This window comes from Lascolabacillus sp. (assembly GCF_028696275.1).
Lineage (GTDB): Bacteria > Bacteroidota > Bacteroidia > Bacteroidales > Dysgonomonadaceae > Proteiniphilum > Proteiniphilum massiliensis.
On record NZ_JAQVHI010000009.1, the window covers coordinates 43,112 to 56,902 of the forward strand.

7 protein-coding genes and 1 pseudogene are annotated in these 13,791 nt (G+C 38.5%); 2 read left to right on the forward strand and 6 right to left on the reverse strand.

Going from position 1 to position 13,791, the window contains the following annotated elements; all coding sequences use genetic code 11:
• The first annotated feature begins 30 nt into the window (after positions 1-30).
• A pseudogene (locus PHO43_RS04070) lies at positions 31-1,879 on the forward strand (GH92 family glycosyl hydrolase).
• A 53-nt stretch (positions 1,880-1,932) separates the two neighbouring features.
• On the opposite strand, the gene PHO43_RS04075 reads toward PHO43_RS04070, so the two are convergent.
• Positions 1,933-3,243, reverse strand: coding sequence for a 1-acyl-sn-glycerol-3-phosphate acyltransferase (locus PHO43_RS04075; protein WP_045090540.1), 1,311 nt, complete (start codon positions 3,241-3,243; stop codon positions 1,933-1,935).
• A gap of 60 nt (positions 3,244-3,303) precedes the next feature.
• A complete protein-coding gene (locus PHO43_RS04080) occupies positions 3,304-4,236 on the reverse strand; it encodes a bile acid:sodium symporter family protein (protein ID WP_288011410.1) in 933 nt (310 codons plus the stop codon).
• 175 nt (positions 4,237-4,411) lie between these two features.
• On the opposite strand from PHO43_RS04080, the gene PHO43_RS04085 reads away from it, so the two are divergent.
• The gene (locus PHO43_RS04085; protein WP_045090539.1) at positions 4,412-5,677 is read left to right on the forward strand and encodes a replication-associated recombination protein A; all 1,266 of its coding nucleotides are present in this window, start codon (positions 4,412-4,414) and stop codon (positions 5,675-5,677) included.
• Here PHO43_RS04085 and PHO43_RS04090 read toward each other — a convergent pair.
• From PHO43_RS04090 to thrA, 4 genes are read right to left on the reverse strand one after another with little or no spacing between them, the layout of a single operon-like run.
• Positions 5,674-8,595, reverse strand: a complete 2,922-nt coding sequence (locus PHO43_RS04090) for a putative LPS assembly protein LptD (protein WP_053827079.1) — start codon at positions 8,593-8,595, stop codon at positions 5,674-5,676. The two genes, PHO43_RS04085 and PHO43_RS04090, sit on opposite strands and share 4 nt — an antisense overlap.
• Before the next feature lie 53 nt (positions 8,596-8,648).
• Positions 8,649-9,953 carry a threonine synthase gene (gene thrC, locus PHO43_RS04095; protein ID WP_045090538.1) on the reverse strand — a complete coding sequence of 435 codons (1,305 nt, stop codon included), beginning with the start codon at positions 9,951-9,953 and terminating at the stop codon, positions 8,649-8,651.
• A gap of 18 nt (positions 9,954-9,971) precedes the next feature.
• Positions 9,972-11,186, reverse strand: coding sequence for a cofactor-independent phosphoglycerate mutase (locus PHO43_RS04100; protein WP_045090537.1), 1,215 nt, complete (start codon positions 11,184-11,186; stop codon positions 9,972-9,974).
• Between the two features lie 20 nt (positions 11,187-11,206).
• Entirely contained in the window at positions 11,207-13,651 is a 2,445-nt protein-coding gene (gene thrA / locus PHO43_RS04105) for a bifunctional aspartate kinase/homoserine dehydrogenase I (RefSeq protein ID WP_045090536.1), read from the reverse strand.
• Between the last annotated feature and the right edge of the window lie 140 nt (positions 13,652-13,791).

Here is a 13,791-nt window from a genome sequence, read left to right on the forward strand (position 1 = left end):
AAAAGGATTAGTTGTAAAAAAGGAATTAATATGAGTTGTTTTAGGGGTTCGTTATTAGCTTTTATTGCATTTACATTTTATTGTCTGGCTTCATTCTCCATTGAACCGGCAGATAGGGTAAATCCATTTATAGGAAGTGCAAATTATGGTACAACTAATCCCGGCCCCGTTCTTCCTAACGGAATGATGTCGGTTTCCCCATTCAATGTGATGGGGTCAGAACTAAACAAGTTCGATAAAGATAAGCAATGGTGGTCAACCCCCTATACAAGTGAAAACAAATTCTTCACAGGTTATTCTCATGTAAACCTTAGTGGTGTGGGTTGTCCCGAATTGGGCTCACTGCTTTTAATGGCTACTGCAGGTGATTTGAATGTTAACTATGAGGAGTATGGAAGTGAGTACATCAATGAAGTTGCTTCTCCAGGCTATTATTCAAATCTGCTTACTAAGTACAATATTAAAACTGAGGTTTCTGCAACTACTCGAACCAGCATAGCAAGATTCACATTCCCTGAGGGAGAGGCCAATATCCTTCTGAATTTGGGTGAAGGACTTACAAACGAGTCTGGAGCCTGGATGCGTCGTGTAAGTGATACTGAAGTTGAGGGGATGAAGATGTTAGGTACTTTCTGCTATAACCCTGATGCTGTATTTCCTATCTATTTTGTGATGAGAGTTAATAAAGTTCCTGTAACTGCCGGTTACTGGAAGATGCAGCGTGAAATGGGTGTTGAGGCGCAATGGGATTCAACTAGTGCCACCAGGAAGCTATATACCCGCTATAACAGGGATATTGCAGGTGATGATATAGGTGCATATTTTACTTACTCTTTGGAGCAGGGTGAAACTATTGAAGTGCAGATAGGCGTCTCATTTGTAAGTACTGAGAATGCACGCATGAATCTTGATGCAGAACAAAAAGGATTTGATTTTGACTTAGTGAGAAATAGTGCCCATGATGAATGGAACAAAGCGTTGTCAAAGGTAGCTGTTTCAGGTGGTACTGATGAACAGCAAACAGTATTTTATACCGGACTTTATCATGCTCTTATTCACCCTAATATTCTTAATGATGTAAATGGTGAGTATCCTATGATGGAGGGTGATGAAATATTAAGTACAGAGAATGACAGATATACAGTTTTCTCCCTTTGGGATACTTATAGAAACGTTCATCAGCTGCTGACTCTCCTATATCCAGAAATACAACTGGATATGGTGCGTTCTATGATTGATATGTATAAAGAGAGCGGCTGGCTACCCAGGTGGGAGCTTTATAGTCGCGAGACACTTACCATGGAGGGCGATCCTGCAATTCCTGTAATTGTGGATAGCTGGATGAAGGGATTGCGTGATTTTGATGTTGAAACTGCTTATGAGGCAATGTACAAATCGGAAGTTTGTAAACAGACTTCAGGAGGTGTTTATTGATGGGCATTACGATCCTACGAATGAACCAAATATAGGTTATCCATTTTTGTTCAGTTATATAAAGGGAGAGGAGTGGCGCACTCAGAAACTGACACAGGAGCTCTTGGCCAAGCATTTCAGAAATTCACCTGATGGACTGCCGGGCAATGATGACACAGGTACTATGTCAACCTGGGCACTGTTCAGTATGATGGGTTTCTATCCTGATGATGCTACTGATCCATCATATACATTTACAACACCTGTTTTTGATAAGGTTATACTGAATCTAGACGATTTTCATTATAATGGTCACACTATTGAAATTGAGACTGTTCGTCCTTCAGCAGATGCTATTTATATCGATAAGATAGAGATTGATGGCAAACCTTTCAGAAATTTCCGCATTAGCCACGATGTACTGATTAAAGCAGATAAAATAACCTTTTATTTAAAAGAGAGATAAAAAGAATTGAATTAAGTTCTAATTGTAGAGGTTTGTGAATAACTGATATAATACTAAATTTTGATAAGTTCTACCAGTCGCTCCCATTTTTGTGCAAATTGCTTTTTGAACCTGTAAGCTTTAAGATCTCTTATTGCTCTTTTCCACCATTTGTGCCAGTATAGTGCAAAATAAAATGTTACCGGCATAGCAATGAAATAGATAAGAGCTAATATCCAATCCTTTGTTGCATAGCCAACAATTAGCGATTGTAAAAGATCAAATACCGGAATAAATATCAGTCCCGATACATATCTTACCGATGCAATAAACTGATTGTCTTTAAACAAGCTTAACAGTTTCCTTTTTATTAATATTGGAAAGATAGCATTTACAAAACCAAACACCATAATTGGTGAAGTTAATGTAAGTACTGCAAACCGGGAGAAGAGTTTCCCTTTGGTTGAAGGATTCAAAAGATTGTCTTTTGTATTTAGCTGATGCTCTTTAATTATTTTAAATGCTTCACGGAAGTTCTCTATTTTTTTGTCAAATTCAGGCCGGTTATTCTCAAACAGATCATCTAATTTTCTTACAATATATAATGATGCCTGCATAAAATCATCTTTCCTCTCAGCAAACATCTCATTGGCTATTCGATCACCATTCCAGTCTATAGCATTCTTATATTCATCATAGTACTCATCATTCCATATGTTTACAACCATCGATCTAAGTCTCTCATCCAGATCCTGACGCATCTGATTTGTTGCAAGGTTGGGATTTTCAGCATACATCTCTTTGTATTCAGAAACTTCAATAGGAGTACCGAATGTTACATAAACATCAGAAAGGAACCCGGATATATCGCGATAATATATTGATACCGGGACTATCTGACTGTTTAATTCAAAATCGACGGATGCCTCGGTTGGCAGTACAATGCGCGGTACAGCTTTCTGAACAGGTAGAAGTGACTGTTTAGGATTATGTCTTGCTTCAGGGAAAAGTGCAATGGGATTGTTTTTCTTAAGAATTCGAGCTGCATTTTTGAAAATATCTCTGTTTTTATCAAGATTATCTTTACCATCACGAATTCTAAAAACCGGTACGATACGCATTCCACGAAGTATCCATGCTATAAACTTCTGCTTGAAAATATCTGCTCTTGCAAGAAATACGACCTGTTTAGTGTGATATCCTGCATAAACTATTAATAGAGCATCAATTAATGCATTTCTATGATTAGGCGCAAAAATTATCGGTCTTTTTCTCGAAACATTCTCTTTTCGTCCGGTAAAAACCATCTTTCTGAAGTTTAACCTCAGAGCTGATTTTACAGGTATTTTAGCTAAAAAGTATCGAAAGTCGTAGTTATAAAGCATAAGTTTTATACAATAGAATATGATTATGGTGAAATCAATATTTTAGAGTTATACTTAAAATTAACTTGCTATAGGTGTCTCATTTCCCTGTTTTTTTCTCCAGTAAGATGCAAGAATAAGTCCCGCAACTATATGCCATATTCCCCACCACGCTGCTACCATGGCCATGCCACCTAAATTTAGTTCAGGAGGGAATATTCTTGGATTGAATATAAGTGCTAATCCAAGACCTGAGTTCTGTATCCCTGTTTCTATTGAAATTGTTCTGCAATCTCTTTCATTCACCTTTAGAAGCCTTGGCAGTGAGTAACCTGAAAAGAAAGCCAAGCCATTGTGAACTAATACCAGCAAGAAAATAAGATGAATATATTTTAAGAATATACTGAAGTTGCCTGCAAGAGCTGCAACAATAAAGCCTATAAAGAAAATAACAGAAGCAGTCTGTATTGGTTTATCCATCCGTTTGGAAAATTTAGGAAATTTCATTCCAACAAACATTCCTAATATAACGGGCACTCCCAGTATTAAAAATACAGTACGGAACATCTCAATTGGATCAATTGTAATTGGAACCAGAAGTGGCGAGTGCTTTGCATATAACCCTCCCCAAAAAGCAAAATTAAAGGGAGTCATGATCAGACTCATAATAGTAGTGATAGTAGTAAGGCTCACCGATAATGTGATATTTGCCTTTGATATTGAAGAGATTAAATTGGATACATTTCCACCTGGACATGATGAGACCAATATCATACCCAATGCAACCGGTGTTGAGGGGCGGATTATTAAAACTAACAGATAAGTTAATGCGGGTAAAATAACATACTGAGAAACAGCTCCTAATACCACAGGTTTAGGGTTAAGAAAAACTGATCTAAAGTGCCCAGGTCTTATACTTAGTGCAACTCCAAACATGATGAATGCAATAGCAAGATTCATCATATTCACACTCTCCTGATTAAAATTCAGCTTAACATAATCTAGCTGATTCATATCCCCGAACAGGGAAAGTAGTGGTGATATCTCCATCTGACCTCTTGATTTTAAGGCGCAAAGTTACAAAAATATATTATTTAACCCATTCTTTATAATCAGTAACCTGTTACATATATGATAAACCAACAGATATTATTTATTGATATTGACTATATTTGTAAAAAATGAAAATATGAGTACTCCGTTAGCTGAACGACTTAGGCCACAGAATTTAGATGAATTTATCGGGCAAGAACACTTGGTAGGGAAGGGTGCTGTATTGCGTAGAATGATTGAATCGGGAAGAATACCTTCAATAATTTTCTGGGGACCACCAGGTGTTGGTAAAACTACACTTGCAAATATAATTGCAAATGCAATCAAGGCTCCTTTCTATAAATTAAGTGCAATCAACTCAGGAGTGAAAGATGTGAGAGAGGTTATTGAGAAGGCTAAGAGTACCCGATTCTTTGATTCTGCGGCACCAATTCTATTCATTGATGAGATTCATCGATTCAGTAAATCACAGCAGGATTCACTTCTAAATGCCGTAGAAACGGGTACAGTAACACTTATTGGTGCTACTACAGAAAATCCTTCATTCGAAGTTATCAGACCTCTTCTTTCACGTTGTCAAGTATATGTGCTCAAATCTATGGAGAAAAAAGATCTTCAGGTTTTACTAAACAGAGCACTTACAGAGGATTTGATTCTGAAGGAGAGGAAAATAAAAGTTGAAGAGACTGATGCTTTATTCCGCTTCTCAGGGGGTGATGCACGCAAGTTGATGAATATCTTGGAACTTACAGTAGCCACTGATAAGGAAGATAAGGAGATTGTAATTACAGACTATCTGGTAACAGAGCGTCTGCAGGAGAATCCCGCAGCTTATGACAAAGGGGGAGAGATGCATTATGATATCATCTCAGCTTTCATTAAATCGATCAGAGGGAGTGACCCAGATGCCGCAATATATTGGCTTGCGAGGATGGTTGCAGGAGGGGAAGATCCAAAGTTCATAGCAAGACGGCTGGTTATCTCTGCCGCTGAAGATATTGGTCTGGCCAATCCCAATGCACTTCTTCTAGCAAATGCATGCTTTGATACGCTGCAGAAAATAGGCTGGCCTGAAGGACGCATTGTGCTTGCTGAGACCACTATCTATCTTGCCACGTCACCCAAAAGCAATTCTGCATATCTGGCAATTGATAATGCTATTTCCAAGGTTGAACAGACCGGTAATCTACCTGTACCGCTTCACCTTCGCAATGCACCAACCTCTCTGATGAAGGAGCTTGATTACGGCAAAGACTATAAATACTCACACGATTATGAGAATAATTTTGTAAAACAGGATTATCTGCCTAAAGAGTTGAAGAACAGCAGATTTTGGGAACCGCAATCTTCTCCTGCCGAGAAAAAGCTGAGTGACTGGATGAAAAAGCTGTGGGGTGATTAATACCATGCCATTCCCCTGTCGTATGGCGAACTTCTTTGTTCATACTTCAGATCCTGCAACATTGATGAGTTGGCACGGATAGTGAAGTTGTAGGATTTATAAGGCCCTATAGGAATGAAGCTTGCCGACATAGTCCAGCAGTGTAGATTACGTGTTAGTGTACAGTTTACATTAGTGAACTTTTTTAAATCGAAATTATAGTCGGTATTAAATGTGAGATTCCAGTTTTTTGTTGGCTGTATTGAGCCACTCAAACCAAAATTATGGGTTAGCGCACCTTTATACTCCTTCTTGTCAATATCAAAATCTCCGTAACCATACCTTAGTGAATAATTGAAAGAGAGGTTCCAGTTTACGGAGTTCTTTAGATAACCATCTTCATCAAACTCTCCCAAAGAACTGTCACTATTATCAAACATATTAGTCCTACCAGGAGTTTCATACGGGTTTTCACCAATTGTACCATCATCCGGCAGTTGATTTTCATTAGGATTACTTTCATCATCTCCACTATCTGAATCATCCCTGTTGAACAGTTTCTTGAATGTATCCTGATTAAGTGAGTAAGAAAATGAGGTACCGGTACTTCTGAGTTTTCCAAAACCTTTACCATTCAGAATTCTAAGCTTGTCAACTCTAACAGGTCGGTTGTTTTGGTCAACCTCATATGTGTATGGATCCCAGATCATATTCAGGCTGAGTGTATACGATTTGGAAAGTTTCAGACGCAAGTTTGTGTTGATATCACTCCATTTCATGGAGTCGGCCATCATATTATAGTTAAAATTTATACCCAGATCGTCTATCAAACTTATTTTCCTTACCCCGGTGGAGTCTCTGTCAGATCTGATTTTCATTTCAACATTATTCTTGAAGTCGAAGCCGATGCTTCCGCTCTTTCCGCTGGAGGCGGTACCAAACATCATTTTAGAATATGGAGAATATGTATACTCAACATCTTCTCCAAACTCATTTTTAAAAGTATAAGTCTCATAAAACCCATATCTGGGATCACCAAAGTCGGGACGATAATTAAAACTAATTGCAGGAGAAAATACATGTCTGATCGCCTGAATCTTGTCTCCAAATATCTTCCATGGAGTGTACATACCATAAAGTTTAGTCTGTGCACTTAGTGAAGTACTATAGTCATACACACGATTAAACCCATGGATTGTATCTACATCCACATGCCTTCTTGCAATTGGATCCCAAGCCTGTTTATATTGGCCTGAATACCACCTCTCAGAGTAATTAAAAGATGGGGAAACCTGAATAAAATCAAACAGAGTAAATGTTGCACTGATTGGTATATTGTGACGCATGCCATTAGTCCAGTCACGCACTAAATTTGACTTTAAAAACCTATCCTCTTTAGTGGTAATTGAATTTCGGAACTCACCAGTATAGCTCATTGATATCTTCTCGAACCACTTTTCACTCCCAACAGCATTTTTTCTCTTGAAGGGATAGATGCGACTCATATTGATGGATATGTTAGGCATTGTGGCAGCTATTGTAGAGTCACGCGATACCTGGTTGATATTCATTGTTGCAGATAGGCTCCAGGGGGAATCAGGAAAACGCTGGGTGAGATTAACACTTGAGCTTTTAGTGTTATTTGAAGCTTCACGTGAGTAGAGACGACTCAAATCGTGGTGATTGTTACGACTGGTAGAGAAGTTTACGCTTGCTGACAGTGTTCTGTACATGTTTGCCTTAGGATCCTGCGAGTGTGTCCAGTTTATTCGTAAATCTTTAGCCACTGAGTACGCCTCCGGTACAACTTCTTTAAGTTCTTTTTCACCTGTAACAGTATTCAGGTAGTAAACATTTACATTGCCTGAGTATTTATATCTTTTGCGGTAGTTTGACCTGGTTCCTAAACCCCATGAACCTTTAGTGTATATCTCACCTGTTATTGCAAGGTCCACATAATCGCTTAAAGCCAGATAATACCCGCCATTCTGAAGATAGAAACCTCTTGTCATCTCATCTCCATAACTCGGCATTATAATTCCTGATGAATATGTAGAGGTGAATGGGAAGAAAGCAAAAGGCAATACAACCGGAAACAGGGGCACATCTGCTACTACAAGCCAGGCGGGACCTGTCACAACATCTTTTTCAGGCCTTACTTTTGCTTTTGACAGATTCAGATAGAAATGAGGGTGATCATGATTGTCGCAGGTGGTATATTTGGCGTTTCTCATATAGAATGAGTTGTCAGCATTTTTCTTTGCCTCATTTGCAACAATATGACCTTCTCCTTGTTGAGTTATGACGTTGTGAATAAATGCTTTCCTGGTCTCAAAATTATAGCGGACACCTTTCATCTCATACTCTGTGCCACCCTCTGTAAAAACAGGAAAACCAAATTCGACACCTAGTGAGTCAACTCCAAAAGTGGATGAAATAATACTACTATCGAGATCCATTGTGATTTTTTCCCCGGTTATAGCCATTTCCCCATATTTAATATCTGCCTTACCATAAAGAAATCCCATATTATCATTTGTAAATACCATGGAATCCTGTGCAGTATAATAAACAGGAGCATCGAGTGTCTGTTTTCCGGCCAAAGCAAGAGAGTCTTCTCTGGCAACTGCCGCATCCTGAGCTAATTGAGTAGAGTCATCAACTATTGCAGACGGTAATTGCAAACTATCACCGGATAATTCTATTGTTTCAGATAAATCTTCTATACTGTCTGTAGATATAACAGTAGTGTTTAACTCTTCTGTAATTGAGTCGGTTACAATTGGTTCAGGTATTTTTACTTGTGCTATTTTAACCGTTGTGTCGGGCAAAATTTCTGGTATAGCAATCTCAGCAATGCTTGAATTTCTAACCGAAGAGCATTGATAAAAAATTGCCAAGATTAAAACAACAAGTATGGATCGGATGGGTTGTTTCACTTAAATACCATTCATTTATGAATTAACTCGCAACAAAAATAGTAAAAAGAAACTTAAGTCAGGTTTATTAGCGCCTTTTTAAAAATATTGAAGTTATTTTGGATTGAAAATGAATGTTTTTGTTTCTTTGTGAACTTCTCAAGATCTTCAGGAATTACAATTTCTGAATCAATGCATCTCTCTACCGAATCCTTAAATTTTGCAGGATGTGCTGTTGCGAGAAAGATACCCTTTTCCCCCGGCTCCTTGCCTTCAGTCAATGCCCTGTAAGCACATGCTGAATGTGGATCAAGCAGATAACCGCTCCTTTTATACAAACTGCTTATTGTATTTTCAATCTGACTGTCATTATAGCTGAATCCTTTAATCTCACGACTTATTTTCTCATGAGATCCACCATACAAATCAAGGATTCTTTCGAAATTACTTGGAGCTCCTACATCCATAGCATTTGCAATGGTTTGCACAGATGGTCTCGGCTTATACTCCCCTGTATTCAGGAATTCAAAGAACACATCATTAAGGTTATTTGCTGCAATAAATCGTTTAACAGGCAGTCCCATCTGTTTTGCAAACAGCCCCGCAGTCAGGTTTCCCAAGTTTCCACTGGGTACAGAAAAGACAGTTTCTGCAGAATCAAAAATTTTAGCTAATTGAGCAAATGCATAAAAGTAATAAAAAGATTGTGGCAGAAAACGTGCAACATTAATCGAGTTTGCAGATGTAAGATTAAACTGAATATTCAGTTCTTCGTCCATAAAAGCCGATTTTACCAATGCTTGACAGTCATCAAATGTTCCATCAATTTCAAGGGCAACAATGTTCTGACCAAGAGTAGTAAATTGTGCTTCCTGCATTTCACTCACCTTGCCCGATGGGTATAGTACAAATACCTGAATACCTTCAACTCCCAGAAAACCATTAGCTACAGCACTACCGGTATCACCTGAGGTTGCAACCAACACTTTTACATCATCCTGTTTACGCTCATTTACAAAAAAAGATAGCATACGAGCCATAAATCGTGCACCTACATCCTTAAATGCGAAAGTAGGTCCATGAAACAGCTCCAGTACATAAATATCTTTTTCAATCTCTTTAAGAGGAATTTCAAAATTCAGTGAATTTGCAACTATCTGGTTTAAGCTATCCTTATCAATGTCGTCACCAAAAAATGCATAAGCAACTATTGCTGCTATCTCCTGCAGATTCTTTCCCGATATCTCTTTGAAGAATGTGTCAGGCAGCTGAGGTATCTGCTCGGGCATATATAAACCTCTATCAGGGGCTAATCCATATACTACAGCCTCCTGCAGACTAGCTTTAATATCCCTGTTTTTAGTACTATAGTATAACATAGTTTGATTATTCAGTAATCATAAATTAATATTAAATATAGTTTTCATGAACTGGTCGCCATACAATAAACCATAACTCCCATCTTTAGCAGCAAGCTCATCATATGTTTGTACCCTATCAGGTTGTACATCTCTGTGCCAAATGAGAAAAGGAACGGCTTCACGTGTATGTGTGCGTATTGCACATGGGGTGGGGTGATCTGGTAAAATAGCTATTGTTACAGGCTCTTCCCAGTTTTTGATTTCCTCATAAATTGGTTTAACAATACGTGAATCCAGATACTCTATTGTTTTTACTTTCAGAGCTACATCACCCTCATGGCCTGCCTCATCGCTGGCCTCAATATGAAGATAAACAAAATCATTCTGTTTTAAAGCTTCGAGAGCGGCAGCTGCTTTACCCTCGTAATTAGTGTCGTACAAACCGGTTGCCCCCTCCACCATTATTACTTCCAGTCCGGCATAAACACCAATCCCACGTATAAGATCAACCGCCGAAATAACAGCTCCTCTTTTTATTGGGAACATTTCTGTCAACCTCTTCATCTTAGGACGATAGCCTGGCGACCATGGCCATATTGAGTTGGCAGGATCTTTTCCTTCAGCAACTCTTTTTAAGTTAATTGGATGATCAGATAATACTTCTCTTGATGCATAAATAAGTTTATTTAATGCTTCTGCAGTATATTCAGCACCAGTTTCACCCGGTTTAATGAGGTAAGGTCGATATGGCTTTTCAGGTATATCATGAGGAGGTGTGCAAATAATGTTTTTATTACCTCCTTTGATTTTCAGAACATGCCTGTATGAAACACCTGGGTGAAAACTAAACCGGTCATTACCAATCTTCTCATTAAGGGTATGTATAAGCTCTGTTGCTTCAGCTGTAGATATATGTCCCGCAGAATGATTTTTCAGCAATTCCCCATCAATGCATACCAGATTACATCTCATTGCTAATTCGTCCGATAAAATATCCACTCCCATACTAGCCGCTTCGAGTACCCCGCGCCCCTCATATACAGAGGGTATATCATAGCCTAAAACAGAGAGATTTGCAATCTCACTTCCTGGAGAAAAGCCATCAGGCACTGTATCAAGCAAGCCGTTTTTCCCTTTAGAGGCAAGATTATCCATGTATGGAGTCTGAGCTGCCTGCAGTGGTGTTTTATTACCAAGTTCAGCAATCGGCTCGTCAGACATTCCGTCTCCAAGAATTATTATGTATTTCATATAAACAGATATGAATTGATTTATCGAATATTTGCAATAGATATTATATCAGAGAAGACACCGGCTGCCGTAACACTTGCTCCGGCACCATAACCTTTAATAACCATTGGGTATTCATTGTACCTTTCAGTAGTAATCATTATAATATTATTACTTCCTTCCAGGTCATAAAATGGGTGACCACTCTCGACTTCACGCAATCCCACCTCGCAGGCTCCATTATCATAAGAGGCAACAAACCGTAGCTTCTTACCCTGTTTATCAAGCTCTTTACGACGTAATTCAAAAGTTTCATCCAGTTCAGGAACAGTTTTCCAGAACTCTTCAAGTGTACCCTTAAAATAGTTCTCAGGTACAAACAATCTTTTCTTAACATCAGACTGATTAATCTTTGCACCTGCCTCACGTGAAAGAATTACCAGTTTACGAATAACGTCGAGTCCGCTTAAATCAATACGGGGATCAGGTTCTGCAAACTGAGCATCAACTGCCATTCTAACAGCTTTGCTAAAAGGGATCTCTTCGCTGAAGGTGTTGAATATAAAGTTGAGAGTGCCTGAAAGTACAGCTTCCAGTTTTACTATCCTGTCCCCTGAATTTATCAGAGAATTCATAGTGTTGATTATAGGTAAACCTGCTCCCACATTTGTTTCAAAAAGGAACTTGACACCCGCTTTGCGTGATGTCTCCTTCAGATAACTATAGTTTTGATAATCCGATGATGCTGCTATTTTATTGGCTGTCACCACAGATATGTTCCTGGACATCAACTCACCATAAAGTTCGGCAATAGCCGGGCTGGCAGTACAATCAACAAATACTGAATTGAATATATTCATTTTAAGAATCTCATCACGAATATAATCAGGTGAACTCTTAGCGCCTTTATCCATTAATGTTTCGTAATAATTCTCCAAAGGTATTCCTCCCCTGTTAAAGAGAGCTTTTCGACCGTTTGCTATTCCAACAATATTTATTCTTAATTTGTTCTGTTCTTTAAGTGTAGATTGTTGCTTACGTATCTGTTCCAGTAGCTTGCCACCAACAGTTCCTGTACCTACTACAAATAGGTTAAGTTCCTGATATGGAGACAGGAAAAATGAGTCATGGACAACATTCAGAGACTTTCTAAGATCGGACTTCGAAATAACACATGAAATATTTGTTTCTCCTGCTCCCTGGGCAAGTGCAACTATACTAATCCCGTTTCTTCCTAAAGCACCAAAGAATTTACCGGCAATACCGGGTACATGCTTCATGTTCTGACCAACAATTGCTATTGTTGCCAGATCATACTCTACGATAATCTCATTGATACTGCCCATAGATATCTCGTAAGCAAACTCTTTGTTCAGTACTTTCTGAGACAGTGCTGCATCCTGTGATCTTACACCTATAGAGGTGCTGTTTTCTGATGAAGCCTGAGAAACGATGAACACACTTATGCCATTATCAGCCAAAGCAGAAAAGATACGCTTATTGACACCTATAACACCAACCATGCCAAGTCCCTGAATAGTAATCAGCGCAGTATCATTTATAGATGAGATGCCTTTGATTATTTTTCCATTTTTAGTAGGCTTAATATCTCTAATTAATGTGCCTTTCTCTTCCGGGTGGAAAGTGTTTCTTACATAGATCGGAATATTCTTATGATAAACAGGGAAAATTGTAGGGGGATAAATAACTTTTGCCCCAAAGTTTGATAGTTCTATTGCCTCGATAAACGAAAGTTCATCAATTACATATGCAGAATTAATAATTTTTGGATCAGCTGTCATGAAACCATTCACATCAGTCCATATTTCAAGCATAGTTGCATCCATAGCTGCAGCAATCATTGCAGCAGTATAATCTGAACCACCTCTGCCAAGATTAGTTATATCATCATCGTCAATACTTGATGAAATAAATCCTGGAACAACAGCTATTCTGGGAGGAGGCATCTCAGAAAAAGTTTTCCGGATCAGTTCATTGGAGCGACTTAAATCTGGGATGTGATTTTTAAACTGTCTGTTGGTTTTAATAAACTTAGTTGAATCATACAGTTGCGATCCCTCGATAAGTCTGTTTAGAATTAGCGATGACAAACGCTCTCCGTAGCTCACTATCTTGTCTGATGTCTTCTGTGATAGGTCGCCAATCAGAAATACTCCTCTCAGAATATTCTGCAATTCATCAAACAGCTGTTCTGTTTTTTCTATAAGTGGATTTTTGTCTTTTTCAGAGAAGTTTAAATTCTCTATAACAGTACGGTGTCTTTCAATTAATTCGTCTAGCAGTGTTTTATAACCTGAATTGCCATTTAGCGCAAAATCTGCAGCAAGCAACAATCTGTCTGTTACACCGTCAAGTGCCGAAACTACTACTATAACCGGCTCTTCCTCATTTATAATTATACTTTTAACTTGTTGTAAACTTTCGGGACTTCCTACCGATGTCCCACCGAACTTCATAACTTTCATCTGTATAAGACTTTTTCCGTTTGTTTAACGGCATTAGTTGATAAAAAAAAGTTGATTTTTGGATGCTATAACCGAACGGTTAGCAAAAAAAGCAGTGACTGCTTACGGATGTAAAAAATTATATAACCCCCCAAGGGGTC

Coding starts and splice junctions, on each gene's coding strand:
- PHO43_RS04075 (WP_045090540.1), bottom strand. CDS start 3,243: ATGCTTTATAACTACGACTTTCGATACTTTTTAGCTAAAATACCTGTA.
- PHO43_RS04080 (WP_288011410.1), bottom strand. CDS start 4,236: ATGAATCAGCTAGATTATGTTAAGCTGAATTTTAATCAGGAGAGTGTG.
- PHO43_RS04085 (WP_045090539.1), top strand. CDS start 4,412: ATGAGTACTCCGTTAGCTGAACGACTTAGGCCACAGAATTTAGATGAA.
- thrC (WP_045090538.1), bottom strand. CDS start 9,953: ATGTTATACTATAGTACTAAAAACAGGGATATTAAAGCTAGTCTGCAG.
- PHO43_RS04100 (WP_045090537.1), bottom strand. CDS start 11,186: ATGAAATACATAATAATTCTTGGAGACGGAATGTCTGACGAGCCGATT.
- thrA (WP_045090536.1), bottom strand. CDS start 13,651: ATGAAAGTTATGAAGTTCGGTGGGACATCGGTAGGAAGTCCCGAAAGT.